The sequence below is a fragment of the Pseudomonas sp. UBA1879 genome (genome assembly GCF_002338065.1).
GTDB lineage: Bacteria > Pseudomonadota > Gammaproteobacteria > Pseudomonadales > Pseudomonadaceae > Aquipseudomonas.
Window position 1 is genome coordinate 785,543 of the sequence record NZ_DDHJ01000004.1, and the last position, 17,662, is coordinate 803,204.

Sequence of the window (17,662 nt, forward strand, 5' to 3'; positions counted from 1 at the left end):
GTTTCCACCCTTCTGATCGCGCCATTTTTCTATCCCGCGTTCGAGGGCCAAACAACATGTTGAAAGGCTACGGAGCCGTCATCCTTGACGGTGCATGGCTGACCTTGCAACTCGCCCTGTGCTCCATGGCACTGGCCATCGTGCTCGGGCTGATCGGCGTGTCGTTGCGCCTGTCGCCGGTGCGCTGGCTGGCCTGGCTCGGCGACCTGTATTCCACGGTCATCCGCGGCATTCCCGATCTGGTGCTGATCCTGCTGATCTTCTACGGCGGTCAGGACCTGCTTAACCGGGTCGCGCCGTTGCTCGGCCACGACGACTACATCGACCTGAACCCGCTGATGGCCGGTATCGGCACGCTGGGTTTCATCTTCGGTGCCTATCTTTCCGAAACTTTCCGGGGCGCGTTCATGGCCATCCCCAAAGGGCAGGCCGAAGCCGGCATGGCCTATGGCATGAGCAGCGGTCGAGTATTTTTTCGCATCCTGGTGCCGCAGATGATTCGTCTGGCGATTCCGGGGTTCACCAACAACTGGCTGGTGCTGACCAAGGCCACCGCGCTGATTTCCGTCGTCGGTCTGCAAGACATGATGTTCAAAGCCAAGCAGGCGGCCGATGCCACCCGCGAGCCTTTCACCTTCTTCCTCGCCGTGGCAGCCATGTACCTGGTGATCACCAGTGTCTCGCTGCTGGTGCTGCGTCACGTCGAAAAACGCTACTCGGCTGGTGTCAGGGTGGCCGAGCTATGATCTTCGATTACAACGTCGTCTGGGAGAACCTGCCGCTGTACTTTGGTGGCCTGCTGATCACCCTCAAACTCCTCGCGCTGTCGCTGTTTTTTGGCCTGCTGGCGGCGTTGCCGCTTGGGCTGATGCGCGTATCGAAAGTGGCCTGGATCAACCTGCCGGCCTGGAGTTACACCTATGTGATTCGCGGCACGCCGATGCTGGTGCAGCTGTTCCTGATCTACTACGGCCTGGCGCAGTTCGAAGCCGTGCGCGAAAGCGTTCTCTGGCCCTGGCTGTCCAGCGCGACGTTCTGCGCGTGTCTCGCTTTTGCCATCAACACCAGTGCCTACACCGCCGAGATCATCGCTGGCAGCCTGAAATCCACGCCGCCGGGCGAGATCGAAGCGGCGCGGGCGATGGGCATGTCCAGAGCCAAGATGTATCGGCGCATTCTCCTGCCGTCGGCCCTGCGCCGGGCGCTGCCGCAATACAGCAACGAAGTGATCATGATGCTGCAGACCACCAGTCTCGCGTCCATCGTCACCCTGATCGATATCACCGGCGCGGCGCGCACGGTGAACGCGCAGTTCTATCTGCCGTTCGAGGCCTATATCACGGCGGGCATTTTCTACCTGTGCCTGACGTTCATTCTGGTGAAACTGTTCAAGCTGGCCGAGCGCCGCTGGCTCAGTTACCTCGCACCGAGGAAGCACTGATATGCAACGCATCGATCATGATTTGCCATGGGGAAACCTCGGCACCCAGCGCACGTTGAGCGTGTTCCGCTTCGGTCAGGGCGAGCGCAAGGCCTACATTCAGGCCAGCCTGCATGCCGACGAGTTGCCGGGCATGCGCACGGCATGGGCGCTGAAAAAACGCCTGACGCAACTGGAAGAACAGGGCCTGCTCAACGGCGTCATCGAACTGGTGCCTGTGGCCAACCCGATCGGTCTGGGTCAGTTGCTGCAAGGCAATCATCAGGGCCGTTTCGAGTACGGCAGCGGCAAGAATTTCAATCGGGATTTCACCGAACTCAGCGAACCTGTGGCGCAACGACTGGCCGGTAAGCTGGGCGATGATGCTCACGCCAACGTCCGGTTGATTCGTCAAGCCATGGCCGATGTGCTGGACGAACTGCCGCCTGCGGGCAGCGAGCTGGCGGGCATGCAACGTGTGTTGCTGAGCCACGCTTGCAACGCTGACATCGTTCTCGATCTGCACTGCGACACCGATGCATCCCTGCACATGTACGCCTTGCCGCAGCACTGGCCGCAATGGCGTTCGCTGTCGGCGCATCTTGGCGTCAGCGTCGGGCTGCTGGCGGAGGACTCCGGCGGAAGCTCCTTCGACGAGGCCTGTTCGCTGCCGTGGCTGCGCCTGGCGAAGCAGTTTCCCGACGCGCAGATCCCGCTGGCCTGCCTGTCCACCACGCTGGAACTGGGCGGCCAGTCCAACACGGGCAAAGCCGAGGCCGAAGCCTACGCCGAGGGCATTCTCGCGTTCCTGGCCGAGCAAGGCCTGATCAGCGGCGAGTGGCCGAAAGCGATGCACGAGGCCTGCGAAGGCATGCCGTTCGAAGGCACTGAAATGATCTACGCGCCGCACCCCGGTGTGCTGACCTTTCTGCGCTCGGCTGGCGATTGGGTCGAAGCCGGCGAACCGCTGTTCGACGTCATCGACCCGCTGACTGACCGCGAGACCACGGTCTGTGCCGGCACCACCGGTGTGTTGTTTGCCATCGAAAAACTGCGTTACGCCCAGCCGGGTTTCTGGATGGCCAAAGTGGCCGGGCGCACCCCGTTGCGCAGCGGCCGCCTGCTCAGTGACTGATTACTTGTGAGAACCGACATCATGAACAAACTGGAAGTCCAGGACCTGCACAAGTGCTACGGCAGTCACGAGGTGCTCAAGGGCGTTTCGCTGACCGCGAAGGCGGGGGATGTGATCAGCATCATCGGCTCCAGCGGTTCGGGCAAAAGCACGTTCCTTCGCTGCATCAACCTGCTGGAACAGCCGAAGTCCGGGCGTATTCTGCTCAACAACGAAGAGTTGAAGCTGGTGGCCAACAAGGACGGCGGTCTGAAGGCTGCGGACCCCAAACAGCTGCAACGCATGCGTTCGCGGCTGTCCATGGTGTTCCAGCATTTCAACCTGTGGTCACACATGACGGCGCTGGAAAACATCGTCGAAGCACCGATTCACGTCCTGGGTGTGCCCAAAAAAGAAGCGCTGGAAAAGGCCGAACACTACCTCAACAAAGTCGGCGTTGCCCACCGCAAGGACGCCTTTCCAGGGCACATGTCCGGTGGCGAGCAGCAGCGCGTGGCGATTGCCCGGGCGCTGGCGATGGAGCCTGAGGTCATGCTGTTCGACGAACCGACTTCGGCGCTCGATCCCGAACTGGTCGGCGACGTGCTGAAAGTCATGCAGGCCTTGGCGCAAGAGGGCCGCACGATGGTCGTGGTGACTCATGAAATGGGCTTTGCCCGTGAAGTGTCGAACCAGTTGATCTTCCTGCACAAAGGGTTGGTCGAAGAGCGAGGCGACCCGCGCGAAGTGCTGATCAACCCGAAATCGGAACGTCTTCAGCAGTTCCTTTCGGGCAGCCTGAAGTAACGATAGGCGCCGTCTCGAACGGTGCGTTTTGTCTCAGAACAGTTCATGCTGCGCGTCACCTTGACCGCTGCCATGAACTGAACGCAACAGATTGACCTCACACGCCTGGCGTGTGACCCCTAACAGCGACACGTTCCGGATTGCACGCTATGACTGCCCATCGAATCGGATTTCTTATCTGGCCCAGCACTAAAGCCTTGACGCTGGCGCTGGCGGAGGAAGCCCTGCGTGTCGCTCAGCGCGTTCATCCGGAGGTGGTGTATGAACTGACGTTCATGCACGCCGAGCCTCTGGTGGAAGGCGACGGTTGGCAACTGCCGGGCGAGCCGTGGGGCGGTCGCCTCGAAGGCTGTCAAAAGGTGTTCCTCATCGCCGATGAACCCCCCGCGCCCATGGCCTCGGCCCTGGCCGGCGCGCTGAAGCAACTGGTGCGGGCAGGCTGTGTGATCGGCGGGCTGTCAGCGGGTGTCTACCCCTTGGCGCAGCTGGGCTTGCTCGATGGTTATCGGGCCGCTGTGCACTGGCGCTGGCAGGATGATTTCGCTGAACGGTTCCCGAAGGTCATCGCCACCAGCCACCTGTTCGACTGGGACCGCGATCGCCTGACCGCCTGCGGCGGAATGTCGGTGCTTGACCTGCTATTGGCCGTGCTGGCCCGCGACCATGGCGCCGAGCTGGCGGGCGCGGTGTCGGAGGAGCTGGTGGTGGAGCGCATTCGCGAAGGCGGCGAGCGTCAACGGATTCCGTTGCAGAACCGCCTCGGTTCCAGCCATCCGAAGTTGACCCAGGCGGTGCTGTTGATGGAAGCCAACATCGAAGAGCCGCTGACCACCGACGAAATCGCCCAACACGTCTGTGTGTCCCGACGCCAGTTGGAGCGCATCTTCAAGCAATACCTCAATCGCGTACCGAGCCAGTATTACCTCGAGTTGCGCCTGAACAAGGCCCGGCAAATGCTGATGCAGACCAGCAAATCGATCATCCAGATCGGCCTGTCTTGCGGCTTCTCCTCAGGCCCGCATTTCTCCAGCGCCTACCGCAACTTCTTCGGCGCCACCCCCCGCGAAGACCGCAATCAGCGACGCAGCAGCAGCCCGTTCGAATTGTCGTCGGTGCCTGCCGAGCGCGGTTGATCGTCGAGAGAACCGGGTGGCAATGGCTGCACTGGTCGCGGTTTCTGGCCGAAGGCCGTGGGAGCCGGCTTGCTGGCGAATGCGCCGGGTCAGTCAATCAAGATGTGTCGGATCCACCGCTGTTCGCCAGCAAGCCGGCTCCCACAGAGGTTGTGCGTACGTTGAGATCAATTCAAATCCACACGACCCTGCTACAACCGCTCATCAACGTTTAAACTGCGCCATTCCGACGCAATTTGTCGCATTGCCGAAAGCCTCGGAAAAAGCCGGTGTTGCGCTATAAGAAGTTGTCGCTTGGCGGCAAGGCCGGACCGAAATCAGTCCTTACAATCCTCCCATCGCTCGCCAGCCCAGGCAGGCGTTCCTCTTCAGGAGACTCCGATGTCCGTTGAGCAAGTTCCGGTGCAACGTGCCGATTTTGACCAGGTGATGGTCCCCAACTACGCCCCTGCGGCGTTCATCCCTGTGCGCGGTCAGGGTTCCCGCGTTTGGGATCAGGCGGGCCGTGAATTGGTCGATTTCTCCGGTGGCATCGCGGTCAACGTGCTGGGTCACGCCCATCCTGCGCTGGTCGGCGCGCTCACCGAACAAGCCAACAAGCTGTGGCATGTCTCCAACGTATTCACCAACGAACCGGCACTGCGTCTGGCCAAGAAGCTGGTCGACGCCACGTTTGCCGATCGCGTGTTTTTCTGTAACTCGGGCGCCGAAGCCAATGAAGCGGCCTTCAAGCTGGCCCGCCGCGTGGCCCACGACCTCTACGGCACCGAGAAGTACGAAATCATCGCCGCCCTCAACAGCTTCCACGGCCGCACGCTGTTCACGGTGAGCGTCGGCGGTCAGCCGAAATACTCCGACGGTTTCGGCCCGAAAATCACCGGCATCACCCACGTCCCGTTCAACGACCTCGACGCGTTGAAAGCGGCGGTCAGCGACAAGACCTGTGCGGTCGTGCTGGAGCCTATCCAAGGCGAAGGCGGTGTCCTGCCTGCCGAACTCGACTATCTGCAAGGTGCACGCACGCTGTGTGACGAGCACAACGCGCTGCTGATCTTCGATGAAGTGCAGAGCGGCATGGGCCGCAGCGGTCATTTGTTCGCCTATCAGCATTACGGCGTGACCCCGGACATCCTCTCCAGCGCCAAAAGCATCGGCGGTGGTTTTCCGATGGCGGCGATGCTGACCACCGAGAAACTCGCCAAACACCTGGCGGTGGGCGTACATGGCACCACCTACGGCGGCAATCCGCTGGCCTGCGCCGTGGGCGAAGCCGTTATTGATGTGGTCAACACCCCGCAAGTGCTGAACGGTGTCACGGCCAAGCACGCGCTGTTCAAGGCGCGTCTGGAAAAAATCGGCCAGCAATACGGCGTGTTCAGCAAGGTTCGGGGCATGGGCCTGTTGATCGGCTGCGTGCTGACCGACCCGTGGAAAGGCAAAGCCAAGGACTTTTTCAACGCCGCCGAGCAAGAGGGCGTGATGATCCTGCAAGCCGGTCCCGACGTCGTGCGCTTCGCGCCGAGCCTGGTGATCGAAGAGGCCGACATCAACGAAGGCCTGGACCGTTTTGAACGCGCTGTGGCCAGGTTGACCCAGGCCTAAGCAACGCATAGATCTCCTGTAGGAGTGAGCTTGCTCGCGATAGCGGTTCGTCAGATACATCAATGTTGTCTGATACAGAGTCATCGCGAGCAAGCTCACTCCTACAAGGGCGAGCCATCTCGGGATTTGTTTTTTCTTTCCCATGCCGGATTTCCCCGGCCTGTTTTTCTCAAGGAGTGACACCATGTTGGTAATGCGCCCTGCGCAAATGGCTGACTTGAGCGAGGTCCAACGACTCGCCGCGGACAGCCCGATTGGTGTCACGTCCCTGCCGGATGACGCTGGCCGTCTCAGCGACAAGATCGCGGCGTCCGAAGCGTCGTTCGCCGCGGAGGTCAGTTTCAATGGCGAGGAGACCTATTTCTTCGTGTTGGAAGACACCGATTCCGGGCGCCTGGTGGGGTGTTCCGGGATCGTGGCTTCGGCCGGTTATTCCGAACCCTTCTACAGCTTTCGCAACGAAACCTTCGTTCACGCCTCCCGCGAACTGAAGATCCACAACAAGATCCATGTGCTTTCCCAATGTCATGACCTGACGGGTAACAGCCTGCTGACCAGCTTCTACGTGCTGCCGGAACTGGTTGGCACCCTGTGGTCGGAACTCAACTCCCGGGCTCGCCTGCTGTTCGTTGCCGCGCACCCGGAGCGTTTCGCGGACTCCGTGGTAACCGAGATCGTCGGCTACAGCGACGAATACGGTGACTCGCCGTTCTGGGACGCCATCGGCCGCAACTTCTTCGACCTCAACTACGCCGAGGCCGAGCGCATCTGTGGGCTGAAAAGCCGGACATTCCTCGCCGAGCTGATGCCGCATTACCCGATCTATGTGCCGCTGCTGCCCGATGAGGCCCAAGAGGCCATGGGCCAGGTGCATCCGCGAGCGCAAATCACCTTCGACATTCTGATGCGCGAAGGCTTCGAAACCGATCACTACATCGACATTTTCGATGGCGGCCCAACGCTTCACGCTCGGGTATCCGGCATTCGCTCCATCGCGCAAAGCCGCGTCGTGCCTGTGAGGGTCGACACCGTCGACAGTGGCGACGCGGTGAAAGGCGGTCGTCCGTATCTGGTGGCCAACAACCAGTTGCAGGACTACCGCGCGGTGATGCTGGAGCTGGACTGGGTGCCCGGCAAACCCGTGACTTTGAGCCTTGCAGCGGCCGAGGCACTGGGTGTGGGTGAAGGGGCCAGCGTGCGCATCGTTCCGGTTTGAAGGTTGAGTCGGCGGCAACCGCCCTCGGTTGTCGTGTCGCAGGTTAGCGAGTTCGCCAGTGTCTGACCGACACTGGCTTGAGGAGAAAGCATGATCGTTCGTCCCGTACGCAGCAGTGACCTCTCGGCACTGATCGATTTGGCGCGTAGCACCGGCGCAGGCCTGACCACGCTGCCGGCCAACGAAGAGCGCCTGACGCACCGGGTCGGCTGGGCGGAAAAAACTTTCCGTGGCGAAGCCGAGCGAGGCGACACCGATTACCTGTTCGTACTCGAAGACGATGATGGCCGCGTGGTAGGCATCTCGGCCATCGCTGGCGCCGTCGGCCTGCGCGAGCCCTGGTACAACTACCGGGTGGGGCTGACAGTCAGCGCCTCCCAGGAACTGAACATTTATCGCGAAATTCCTACGCTGTTTCTGGCCAATGACCTGACCGGCAACTCGGAGTTGTGCTCGCTGTTCCTGCACGCCGATTTCCGCAATGGCCTTAACGGGCGTTTGCTCTCCAAGGCGCGGATGTTGTTCATCGCCGAGTTTCCGGAGCTGTTCGGCAACAAGATCATCGCCGAGATGCGCGGCATGTCCGACGAGCAGGGGCATTCGCCGTTCTGGGAAAGTTTGGGCCGGCACTTTTTCAAGATGGAATTCAGCCAGGCCGATTACCTGACCGGGGTCGGCAACCGGGCCTTCATCGCCGAGCTGATGCCGAAATTCCCGCTGTACAGCTGCTTCCTGTCGGAAGCGGCGCGCAACGTCATCGGTCGCGTGCACACCAGCACCGAACCCGCGTTGACCATGCTCAAGGCCGAAGGCTTCAGCTACCAGGGCTACGTCGATATCTTCGACGCAGGGCCTGCGATCGAATGCGAAACCGGCAAAATCCGAGCGGTGCGTGACAGTCAGGCGCTGGTGCTGGCCGTCGGGACGCCAGGCGATGACGCAACGCCGTTCATCATTCACAACCGTAAGCGTGAAGACTGCCGAATCACCGCGGCCCCTGCACGTTTGGCGGCAGGCACGCTGGTGGTCGACCCGATGACGGCCAAGCGTCTGCGCTTGACGGCGGGCGATCAGGTGCGCGCGGTGCCGTTGTCTCCAGCGCGGGAGGGGGTGTGATGAGTACGTTGTATATCGCAGGGGCCTGGCAGGCGGGGCAGGGTGAGGCGATTGAATCGTTGAACCCGGTGACGCAGCAGGTCGTCTGGTCAGGGCAGGGCGCGACCGCCGACCAGGTCGGTGCCGCCGTGAAGACTGCGCGTCAGGCATTTCCGGCATGGGCGACCCGCACGCTTGAAGAGCGCATTGTTGTTCTGGAGGCTTTTGCCGCCACGCTGAAAAGCCGTGCCGACGAGATCGCTCGGTGCATCGGCGAGGAAACCGGCAAACCCTTGTGGGAATCGGCGACTGAAGTGACCAGCATGGTCAACAAAGTCGCGATTTCGATTCAGAGCTACCGCGAGCGCACGGGCGAAAAGAACGGACCCTTGGGCGACGCCACTGCCGTGCTGCGCCACAAGCCCCATGGCGTGGTGGCGGTGTTCGGGCCTTACAACTTCCCGGGGCATCTGCCGAACGGGCATATCGTTCCGGCACTGCTGGCGGGCAATGCGGTGGTGTTCAAGCCCAGCGAGTTGACGCCCAAAGTCGCCGAACTGACGGTGCAGTGCTGGATCGACGCCGGTTTGCCGGCTGGGGTGTTGAATTTGGTACAGGGCGCGCGGAAAACCGGTATTGCGCTGGCCGCCAACAGCGGCATCGACGGTCTGTTCTTTACGGGTTCCAGCCGCACCGGTAACTCGCTGCATCAGCAGTTCGCCGGGCGTCCGGACAAGATTCTTGCGCTGGAAATGGGCGGCAACAATCCGCTCGTGGTGGATCAGGTCGCCGACGTCGATGCAGCGGTGTACACCGTGATTCAGTCAGCCTTCATTTCGGCAGGTCAACGTTGCACCTGTGCCCGGCGTCTGCTGGTGCCGCAGGGCACGTGGGGCGATGCCTTCCTGAAGCGTCTGGTTGAGGTCAGCCAGACCCTTCAAGTGGGTGCCTTCGATCAGCAGCCGGCGCCGTTCATGGGCTCGGTGATTTCCCTTCACGCCGCTCAAGCCCTGTTAGACGCCCAGGCCCACCTGCTGGCCAATGGCGCCGTGGCCCTGCTGGAAATGACTCAGCCTGACGCGCGTTCGGCGCTGTTAACGCCTGGCCTTCTTGATGTCAGCAATGTCCGCAATCGTCCGGATGAAGAACTGTTCGGGCCGTTGTTGCAGGTGATTCGCTATGAAGACTTCGCGGCGGCCATCGAAGAGGCCAACGCCACGCAATACGGGCTAGCTGCCGGGTTGCTGTCGGATTCGCAGGAACGCTACCAGCAGTTCTGGCTGCAAAGCCGGGCGGGCATCGTCAACTGGAACAAACAGCTGACCGGCGCAGCGAGTACGGCGCCGTTCGGCGGGGTAGGTGCCTCGGGCAACCATCGCGCCAGCGCTTACTACGCGGCGGATTATTGCGCGTATCCCGTGGCGTCGTTGGAGAGCGGGACGCTGGCGTTGCCGACGAGCCTGACACCTGGCATTACCTTGAGTTAGTCCTTGTAGGAGTGAGCTTGCTCGCGATTGCGCTGTGTCTGTGACGCATTGAGCGCCTGACAAGCCGCCATCGCGAGCAAGCTCACTCCTACAGGTCGGGCAGCGCACGAAGAATGTGCCTATAAAAACAGATCCACGGAGCCTCACCGATGAAATCCTGTGAAGTCAACTTTGACGGTCTAGTGGGGCCAACCCATAACTACGGCGGGCTGTCTTACGGCAACGTCGCGTCCCAAAGCAACTGCCAGCAGTCGTCCAGTCCCCGAGAGGCGGCGCTGCAAGGGCTGGCAAAAATGAAAGCGCTGATGGACATGGGCTTCACCCAAGGTGTGCTGGCGCCCCAGGAGCGTCCGGACATCGCCGGACTGCGCAAACTGGGCTTCAGCGGCACCGACGCGCAGGTCATCGAACGGGCGGCCAAAGAGTCCATGCCTTTGCTGGTTGCCAGTTGCTCGGCGTCGAGCATGTGGGTCGCCAACGCCGCGACCGTCAGTCCGAGTGCCGATACCGCAGACGGGCGCGTGCATTTCACCGCCGCCAACCTCAACTGCAAATACCACCGCAGCATCGAACACCCGACCACCAGTCGCGTGCTCGGCGCGATGTTCGCCGATCAGCAGCATTTCGCCCATCACGCGGCCCTGCCTGCCGTCGCCCAGTTCGGCGATGAGGGTGCGGCCAACCACACCCGTTTCTGCCGCAGCTACGGCGAGGCGGGCGTCGAGTTCTTCGTGTTTGGTCGCGCCGCGTTCGATACGCGTTTTCCGGCGCCGCAGAAATATCCGGCGCGCCAGACCCTCGAGGCCTCGCAAGCCGTCGCACGCCTGCATGGTCTGAGCGATGACGGTGTGGTCTATGCGCAACAGAACCCTGCAGTGATTGATCAGGGTGTGTTCCACAACGACGTGATCGCGGTCGGTAACGGCGAGGTGCTGTTCTACCACGAGGATGCTTTCCTCAATACCGAGCACATGCTCAGCGAACTGCACGACAAGCTCAGCCGTCGCGGCGGTCGCTTCCAGGCCATCTGCGTGCCGCGCACCGAAGTGGGCGTGGACGACGCTGTCCGCTCCTACCTGTTCAACAGCCAGTTATTGTCGCGCCCGGATGGCTCGATGCTGCTGATCGTGCCCGAAGAGTGCCGCAGCAACGAACGTGTGTGGCACTACCTGCAGCACCTGATCGCCAATAATGGCCCGATCAGCGAGGTCAAGGTTTTCGATCTCAAGCAAAGCATGCAGAACGGCGGCGGCCCGGCCTGCCTGCGTTTGCGCGTGGCGCTGAATGAAACGGAACTGGCGGCGGTCAATCCAGGGGTTATCATGACCGCGCCGTTGTACGACACGCTGACGCAATGGGTGGACAAGCACTACCGCGATCGCCTGAGCGAAAGCGATCTGGCCGACCCGCACCTGCTGACCGAATGCCGTACGGCGCTGGATGAACTGACGCAGCACCTGAAGCTGGGCGCGGTCTATCCTTTCCAACTCAATTGATGCATCCGCTCCATCACGCCTGATCCTTACCACGTCAGGCCGCGATGCCGCAGCTTTATACAGAGAGAATGTTTGTTATGACCGACGCCCTGCGTTTGATCCTTGAAGACACCGACGGCACTCAGCTGGAAACCTCCTGCACGCGTTTCGCCGTGATCTGGCAGGGCAAAGAAGTGTGGATTCAGCAAGACGGCCGGGGCCAACTGCTCATCGGCGTGGACGTTGAGGAAGGTGATGCCGAATACGCCAACCTGCTGCTGCGCCCGCTGGCGACCAACCTGGTCAGCCTTGAGCTGGAAATGGAACCGGCGGATGTCAGCGATGACGATGAAGCCGGCCACGTGCATGGCCCGGATTGCAACCACTAAGCAGGAGCCCGTCCTATGCTCGCCCTCGGCAAACTGCTTGAACTGACCCTGGCGGGTCGTGAACCCGCAGCAAAGACTCAACTGACTGTCGACGGCGTGCGTTTGCGCTGGCTGGCTGAGGGGGCACTGGAAGTCCGGCCCCCCGAGGCCAAAGACAATGGCACCGACCTGCTGCTGTCCGCAGGCATTCATGGCAATGAAACGGCACCCATCGAGCTGCTCGACGAGCTGATCCACGCCATCGCCCGGGGCGAACTCAAGCCCCGGGCACGCATTCTGTTCCTGTTCGGTAACCCCGAAGCGATGCGGCGCGGGGTGCGCTACGTCGAGCAAGACGTCAATCGATTGTTCAATGGCCGTCACGAGCAAGCGGAGGGCAACGAAGCCTTGCGAGCCTGCGAGCTCGAACGCCTGGCCGCGAGCTTTTTCAGCCTGCCGGATCGTTATCGCCTGCATTACGACCTGCACACGGCGATCCGTGGCTCGAAGATCGAGCAGTTCGCGCTCTACCCCTGGAAGGAGGGGCGCCAGCATTCGCGGCGTGAACTGGTGCGTTTGCACCGAGCGGGGGTGGAGGCGGTGCTGTTGCAGAACAAGCCGTCCATTGTGTTCAGCGCCTACACCTACGACACGCTAGGCGCCGAGGCTTTCACGCTGGAGCTAGGCAAAGCGCGGCCGTTTGGGCAAAACCAGCAGGTCAACCTTGCGCCGTTGAGGGCCACCCTGGAGCATCTGATCAAGGGCACCGAGCCGCTGGTCGGCGATCAGATCGATGGTCTCAAGCTGTTCAGCGTCGCGCGGGAAGTCATCAAGCGCAGCGATGCATTTCGCCTGCATTTGCCGGACGATATCGAGAACTTCACCCGGCTGGACAAAGGCTTTTTACTGGCCGAGGACGCTGCCGATTCGCGTTGGGTGGTGGAAGAGGAGGGGGCGCGCATCATCTTCCCGAACCCGAAGGTCAAGAACGGGTTGCGCGCGGGGATTCTCATCGTACCGACCACGGATGAGCAGTTGTGCTGATGGGCACATGAGGCCGACGCCGATCAATTGTGGGAGCCGGCTTGCTGGCGAATGGGTTGGATCAGTCGACATCTTCGTCACAGATCGACCGCATTCGCCAGCAAGCCGGCTCCCACTGTCGTTTTGCGTTAACGGCAGGAGCGGTTCAGATCAACCCGCTGCTTTCTGCGGCTCACCCAAACGCCGCACCGCACGCAGCTTCGCCAGGGTATCCGCGCAGGTCTTGGCCGCTTCGTGGCCCTTGTGCACGAAATGGTTGAAGAAGTAGGTGTGATGTTCCTCGCCCGCGTGGAAATGGTGCGGGGTCAGAACCACCGAGAACACTGGCACTTCGGTTTCCAGCTGAACCTGCATCAGCGCGCTGATCACCGACTGGGCGACGAACTCGTGACGGTAGATCCCCCCGTCAACCACCAGTCCTGCTGCCACAACGCCGCCGTAGCGACCGGTGTTGGCCAGCAATTTGGCGTGCAACGGGATTTCAAAGGCGCCGCCAACTTCGAAGAAATCGATGTCACTTTCGGCATACCCGTGGTTGGCCATCTCGGCGACGAAGCCTTTGCGTGCCTGATCGACAATATCCTTGTGCCAACAGGCTTGGATGAAGGCAATGCGCTCGTGAGCGTGGAGAGCGGTCGGTTGCATGTGTTCTGACTCCTGTTTAATGAAAAAAACAGGGCATTTGGATCGAAGGGGATGCCAGGTACGGCCGACAGCAGGTGCGGCGATAAACACGCACGGCAATGCTTCGTGACGATCCTGTGATGCGTATCCCGTTCTCTCTTCATCCGGACTATGACCGTCGGCCTTGGGATCTCACCAAGTCTGCTGACCTCGCAACGCGAGCGCTCGCGGGCTATACGCTTTGCACGTCATTACCGCCGGTGGGGAATTGCACCCCGCCCTGAGAACGTGCCGACGCTGTGTCGCCGGCGTGCAGTTTGTAACACAGATTTTCCGAATGTGCATGGAGCCTTTTGGATGGGTTTCATCAGCTTTTCGCATAAGGCCATCTTGGCAATGCGTCGCGATGCCTTGATTATCAGAAGTCCCGACCTCAAGACTGGGGTTCGAGTCATCTTCCAGGGAGCATCATCGTGGTTATCGATCTGCGCAGCGACACCGTGACCCAACCCACCGCTGGCATGCGGGACGCCATGACCCACGCGCCATCAGGCGATGACGTGTACGGCGAAGACCCGACAGTCAATAAACTGGAATCGTGGTTGGCGCAACGTCTGGGGTTTGCGGCTGCGCTGTTCGTCCCGACCGGCACCATGAGTAACTTGCTGGCCTTGATGGCCCATTGCGAGCGCGGTGACGAATACATCGTCGGCCAACAAGCTCACACCTACAAATACGAAGGGGGCGGCGCAGCGGTATTAGGTTCGATCCAGCCTCAGCCCCTGGACAATCAGGCCGATGGCTCGTTGGACCTCAGTCAGGTCGTGGCAGCGATCAAAGCCGACGACTTCCATTTCGCCCGCACGCGCTTGCTGGCGCTGGAAAACACCATGCAGGGCAAAGTGCTGCCAATGGACTATCTGGTGGCGGCCCGCAAGCTGACCCGAGACAAAGGGCTGGGCCTGCACCTGGACGGCGCGCGCCTGTACAACGCGGCCGTCAAGCTGGGCGTCGAGGCCCGTGAAATCACCCAGCATTTCGATTCGGTCTCAGTGTGTCTTTCCAAAGGCTTGGGGGCGCCGATCGGCTCGGTGCTGTGCGGCTCGACCGGGTTCATTGCCAAGGCCCGTCGTCTGCGCAAAATGGTCGGTGGCGGCATGCGCCAGGCGGGGCTGATCGCAGCGGCCGGTTTATATGCGCTGGAGCACCAGGTCGAGCGCCTGGCCGAGGATCACGCTAACGCCGCATTCCTCGGCAAGGCACTGGGCGAGCTGGGCTTCGAGGTCGAGCCGGTACAGACCAATATGGTCTACGTGCAGGTCGGTGATCGCGCTGAACGTCTCAAAGCCTTTTGTGCCGAGCGAGGGATCATCCTGAGTGCGGCTTCGCGTTTACGCATGGTGACGCACCTGGACACCTCGGCGGCGCAAATGGAGCAGGTGGTTGCGGCATTTGCCGAATTTGGTATTCGATAACCGACCGATAATCCAATTGGCCGCTTCTATCGTACAAAGACACTGTACCGTGGAAGCAACGCCTATATAATGCGGCCCTTTGCCGTCGCTACGTCGAATGACGTTATGCATGTGCCTCTGGCCGCAGTTCCCGTGGAAGAACCTATGAAAAGCGCAGAAATCCGTGAAGCCTTCCTTCGCTTCTTCGAAGAGCAAGGCCACACCCGAGTCGCCTCCAGCTCTTTGATTCCGGGCAATGACCCGACCCTGCTGTTCACCAACGCAGGCATGAACCAGTTCAAGGATTGCTTCCTGGGGCAGGAAAAACGGGCGTACACCCGTGCCGTCAGCAGCCAGAAGTGCGTCCGCGCCGGTGGCAAGCACAATGACCTGGAGAATGTCGGCTACACCGCACGTCACCACACCTTCTTCGAAATGCTGGGTAACTTCAGCTTCGGCGACTATTTCAAACGCGATGCCATTACCTTTGCCTGGACCTTCCTGACCGGCGTGCTGAAGCTGCCAAAGGACAAGCTCTGGGTGACGGTCTACGCGACCGACGACGAAGCCTACGATATCTGGACCAAAGAAGTCGGCGTGCCTGCCGAGCGCATGGTTCGCATTGGCGACAACAAAGGCGCGCCTTACGCCTCCGACAACTTCTGGACCATGGGCGATACCGGCCCGTGCGGCCCTTGCACCGAGATCTTCTACGACCACGGCGCTGACATCTGGGGTGGGCCACCGGGCTCGCCGGAAGAGGACGGCGACCGTTACATCGAGATCTGGAACAACGTCTTCATGCAGTTCAACCGCACCGCCGATGGCGTGCTGCACCCGCTGCCAGCGCCGTCGGTCGACACCGGCATGGGCCTGGAGCGGATCAGCGCCGTCCTGCAACACGTGCATTCGAACTACGAGATCGATCTGTTCCAGAGCTTGCTGGACGCCGCGGCCAAGGCCATCGGTTGCACCAACGATGCTCAACCGTCGCTGAAAGTCGTCGCTGACCACATCCGTTCCTGCGGCTTCCTGATCGCCGATGGCGTCCTGCCGTCTAACGAAGGCCGCGGCTACGTGCTGCGCCGCATCATCCGTCGCGCCTGCCGTCACGGCAACAAGCTGGGCGCGAAGGGGAGCTTCTTCTATCAGATCGTCGCCGCGCTGGTGGCCGAAATGGGCGAAGCCTTCCCTGAGCTGAAGGCTCAGCAGGCGCATATCGAGCGCGTGTTGAAGGCCGAGGAAGAACAATTCGCCAAGACCCTCGAGCAGGGCCTGAAGATCCTTGAACAGGATCTGGCTGAACTCAAAGGCACCGTGGTGCCAGGCGACGTCGTGTTCAAGCTGTATGACACTTATGGCTTCCCGATGGACCTGACCGGCGACATCGCCCGCGAACGTAACCTGACGCTCGACGAAGCCGGTTTCGAGCGCGAAATGGACGCCCAGCGTGAACGTGCGCGTTCCGCCAGTGCCTTCGGCATGGACTACAACAGCCTGGTCAAGGTCGATGTGGCCACTGAGTTCACCGGCTACAGCGCCACCACGGGGGAGGCCAAGGTCGTTGCCCTTTATAAGGATGGCGTGGCGGTCGAACATTTGAACGAAGGCGAGGACGGTGTAGTGGTCCTCGACAAGACCCCGTTTTATGCCGAGTCCGGCGGCCAGATTGGCGACAGCGGTTATCTCACCGCTGGTGACGTCCGTTTCGATGTCAGTGACACCACCAAAACCGGCGGCGCGTTCCTGCATCACGGTGTTCAGGTGTCAGGCAGTCTGAAAATCGGCGCGCTCGTGAGTACTCAAGTTGCAGCCGAAGTGCGGCAAGCCACGTCCCTGAACCACTCGGCCACACACTTGCTGCATGCCGCGCTGCGTCAGGTGTTGGGCGATCACGTTCAGCAGAAAGGCTCGTTGGTCGACAGTCAGCGCCTGCGCTTCGATTTCAGTCACTTCGAAGCCATCAAGCCTGAGCAGATCAAGGCGCTGGAAGACATCGTCAACGCGGAGGTTCGCAAGAACACTGCCGTTGAAACCGAAGAAACCGATATCGACACCGCCAAGAAGAAGGGCGCCATGGCGCTGTTCGGCGAGAAGTATGGCGACAGCGTTCGCGTGCTCAGCATGGGCGGTGATTTCTCTGTCGAGCTGTGCGGGGGGATTCACGCCAATCGCACGGGCGATATCGCGCTGTTCAAGATTGTCAGCGAAGGTGGCGTGGCCTCGGGTGTGCGCCGCATCGAAGCAGTGACCGGCGCTGTGGCGCTGGCCTACCTGAACGCCGCTGAAGAGCAAGTGAAGGAAGCGGCGAACCTGGTCAAAGGCAACCGTGACAACCTGCTGGACAAGCTGTCGGCGGTGCTGGAACGCAACCGCCTGTTGGAAAAACAGCTGGAACAACTGCAGGCCAAGGCGGCCAGCGCGGCGGGTGACGACCTGTCTGCCGCTGCCATTGAGGTCAAAGGCGCCAAAGTCCTCGCTGCCCGGCTTGACGGTCAGGATGGCAAAGCGCTGCTGGCGCTGGTTGATCAGTTGAAGAACAAACTCGGCCGCGCAGTGATCCTGCTCGGCGGTGTGCATGAAGACAAGGTCGTGCTGGTGGCAGGCGTCACCAAGGACCTGACTGGCCAACTCAAAGCCGGTGATTTGATGAAGCAAGCGGCCGCCGCCGTGGGTGGTAAAGGCGGCGGTCGTCCTGACATGGCGCAAGGTGGCGGCGTTGACGCTGCCGGTCTGGACGCAGCGCTCGCGCTGGCGGTTCCGTTCGCCGAACAAGGAATTTAAGTCGACCCACCGCCCTTTTCTTCATGGGAAGGGGCGGCG

15 protein-coding genes and 1 riboswitch are annotated in these 17,662 nt (G+C 61.2%); of the genes, 14 read left to right on the forward strand and 1 reads right to left on the reverse strand.

The genetic code is table 11. From position 1 onward, the window contains the following. Positions 1 to 56 precede the first annotated feature (56 nt). The 12 genes from B3N48_RS06745 to astE all read left to right on the forward strand — a co-directional run bounded on the left by B3N48_RS06745 (position 57) and on the right by astE (position 12,761). Positions 57 to 746 carry an ABC transporter permease gene (locus tag B3N48_RS06745; RefSeq protein ID WP_296181024.1) on the forward strand — a complete coding sequence of 230 codons (690 nt, stop codon included), beginning with the start codon at positions 57 to 59 and terminating at the stop codon, positions 744 to 746. Further along, positions 743 to 1,441, forward strand: a complete 699-nt coding sequence (locus tag B3N48_RS06750) for an ABC transporter permease (RefSeq protein ID WP_296181026.1) — start codon at positions 743 to 745, stop codon at positions 1,439 to 1,441. The genes B3N48_RS06745 and B3N48_RS06750 overlap by 4 nt, the downstream gene beginning before the upstream one ends. 1 nt (position 1,442) lies before the next feature. After that, positions 1,443 to 2,555, forward strand: a complete 1,113-nt coding sequence (locus B3N48_RS06755; RefSeq protein ID WP_296181029.1) for a succinylglutamate desuccinylase/aspartoacylase family protein — start codon at positions 1,443 to 1,445, stop codon at positions 2,553 to 2,555. Between the two features lie 21 nt (positions 2,556 to 2,576). Next, positions 2,577 to 3,341: an ABC transporter ATP-binding protein gene (locus B3N48_RS06760; RefSeq protein ID WP_296181031.1), complete on the forward strand. Its 765-nt coding sequence runs from the start codon at positions 2,577 to 2,579 to the stop codon at positions 3,339 to 3,341. 149 nt (positions 3,342 to 3,490) lie between these two features. After that, positions 3,491 to 4,474, forward strand: a complete 984-nt coding sequence (gene argR, locus B3N48_RS06765) for a transcriptional regulator ArgR (protein WP_296181034.1) — start codon at positions 3,491 to 3,493, stop codon at positions 4,472 to 4,474. Between the two features lie 381 nt (positions 4,475 to 4,855). Then, positions 4,856 to 6,076 carry an aspartate aminotransferase family protein gene (locus B3N48_RS06770; protein WP_296181036.1) on the forward strand — a complete coding sequence of 407 codons (1,221 nt, stop codon included), beginning with the start codon at positions 4,856 to 4,858 and terminating at the stop codon, positions 6,074 to 6,076. Positions 6,077 to 6,260: 184 nt separating this feature from the next. Beyond that, positions 6,261 to 7,292 carry an arginine/ornithine succinyltransferase subunit alpha gene (aruF, locus tag B3N48_RS06775; protein ID WP_296181039.1) on the forward strand — a complete coding sequence of 344 codons (1,032 nt, stop codon included), beginning with the start codon at positions 6,261 to 6,263 and terminating at the stop codon, positions 7,290 to 7,292. A gap of 90 nt (positions 7,293 to 7,382) precedes the next feature. Next, the gene (gene astA, locus B3N48_RS06780; RefSeq protein WP_296181041.1) at positions 7,383 to 8,408 is read left to right on the forward strand and encodes an arginine N-succinyltransferase; all 1,026 of its coding nucleotides are present in this window, start codon (positions 7,383 to 7,385) and stop codon (positions 8,406 to 8,408) included. Further along, a complete protein-coding gene (gene astD / locus B3N48_RS06785; RefSeq protein WP_296181043.1) occupies positions 8,405 to 9,874 on the forward strand; it encodes a succinylglutamate-semialdehyde dehydrogenase in 1,470 nt (489 codons plus the stop codon). The genes astA and astD overlap by 4 nt, the downstream gene beginning before the upstream one ends. A gap of 149 nt (positions 9,875 to 10,023) precedes the next feature. After that, positions 10,024 to 11,370, forward strand: coding sequence for an N-succinylarginine dihydrolase (astB, locus tag B3N48_RS06790; protein WP_296181046.1), 1,347 nt, complete (start codon positions 10,024 to 10,026; stop codon positions 11,368 to 11,370). 77 nt (positions 11,371 to 11,447) lie between these two features. Further along, positions 11,448 to 11,738 (forward strand): topoisomerase II, encoded by a 291-nt coding sequence (locus B3N48_RS06795; RefSeq protein ID WP_296181049.1) that lies wholly within the window; start codon positions 11,448 to 11,450, stop codon positions 11,736 to 11,738. Positions 11,739 to 11,753: 15 nt separating this feature from the next. Further along, positions 11,754 to 12,761 carry a succinylglutamate desuccinylase gene (gene astE / locus B3N48_RS06800; RefSeq protein WP_296181051.1) on the forward strand — a complete coding sequence of 336 codons (1,008 nt, stop codon included), beginning with the start codon at positions 11,754 to 11,756 and terminating at the stop codon, positions 12,759 to 12,761. A 150-nt stretch (positions 12,762 to 12,911) separates the two neighbouring features. On the opposite strand, the gene B3N48_RS06805 is transcribed toward astE, so the two are convergent. Continuing rightward, the gene (locus tag B3N48_RS06805; RefSeq protein ID WP_296181054.1) at positions 12,912 to 13,406 is read right to left on the reverse strand and encodes a 6,7-dimethyl-8-ribityllumazine synthase; all 495 of its coding nucleotides are present in this window, start codon (positions 13,404 to 13,406) and stop codon (positions 12,912 to 12,914) included. Positions 13,407 to 13,532: 126 nt separating this feature from the next. After that, positions 13,533 to 13,677, reverse strand: a riboswitch (FMN riboswitch). 178 nt (positions 13,678 to 13,855) lie between these two features. On the opposite strand from B3N48_RS06805, the gene ltaE reads away from it, so the two are divergent. Together ltaE and alaS are read left to right on the forward strand one after the other, a co-directional pair. Beyond that, positions 13,856 to 14,860 (forward strand): low-specificity L-threonine aldolase, encoded by a 1,005-nt coding sequence (gene ltaE, locus B3N48_RS06810; protein ID WP_296181653.1) that lies wholly within the window; start codon positions 13,856 to 13,858, stop codon positions 14,858 to 14,860. 144 nt (positions 14,861 to 15,004) lie between these two features. Next, positions 15,005 to 17,623, forward strand: a complete 2,619-nt coding sequence (gene alaS / locus B3N48_RS06815; protein WP_296181056.1) for an alanine--tRNA ligase — start codon at positions 15,005 to 15,007, stop codon at positions 17,621 to 17,623. The last annotated feature ends 39 nt before the right edge of the window (positions 17,624 to 17,662 follow it).

Coding starts and splice junctions, on each gene's coding strand:
- B3N48_RS06745 (WP_296181024.1), top strand. CDS start 57: ATGTTGAAAGGCTACGGAGCCGTCATCCTTGACGGTGCATGGCTGACC.
- aruF (WP_296181039.1), top strand. CDS start 6,261: ATGTTGGTAATGCGCCCTGCGCAAATGGCTGACTTGAGCGAGGTCCAA.
- astE (WP_296181051.1), top strand. CDS start 11,754: ATGCTCGCCCTCGGCAAACTGCTTGAACTGACCCTGGCGGGTCGTGAA.
- argR (WP_296181034.1), top strand. CDS start 3,491: ATGACTGCCCATCGAATCGGATTTCTTATCTGGCCCAGCACTAAAGCC.
- B3N48_RS06770 (WP_296181036.1), top strand. CDS start 4,856: ATGTCCGTTGAGCAAGTTCCGGTGCAACGTGCCGATTTTGACCAGGTG.
- astA (WP_296181041.1), top strand. CDS start 7,383: ATGATCGTTCGTCCCGTACGCAGCAGTGACCTCTCGGCACTGATCGAT.
- B3N48_RS06795 (WP_296181049.1), top strand. CDS start 11,448: ATGACCGACGCCCTGCGTTTGATCCTTGAAGACACCGACGGCACTCAG.
- astB (WP_296181046.1), top strand. CDS start 10,024: ATGAAATCCTGTGAAGTCAACTTTGACGGTCTAGTGGGGCCAACCCAT.
- B3N48_RS06755 (WP_296181029.1), top strand. CDS start 1,443: ATGCAACGCATCGATCATGATTTGCCATGGGGAAACCTCGGCACCCAG.
- B3N48_RS06805 (WP_296181054.1), bottom strand. CDS start 13,406: ATGCAACCGACCGCTCTCCACGCTCACGAGCGCATTGCCTTCATCCAA.
- alaS (WP_296181056.1), top strand. CDS start 15,005: ATGAAAAGCGCAGAAATCCGTGAAGCCTTCCTTCGCTTCTTCGAAGAG.
- B3N48_RS06750 (WP_296181026.1), top strand. CDS start 743: ATGATCTTCGATTACAACGTCGTCTGGGAGAACCTGCCGCTGTACTTT.
- B3N48_RS06760 (WP_296181031.1), top strand. CDS start 2,577: ATGAACAAACTGGAAGTCCAGGACCTGCACAAGTGCTACGGCAGTCAC.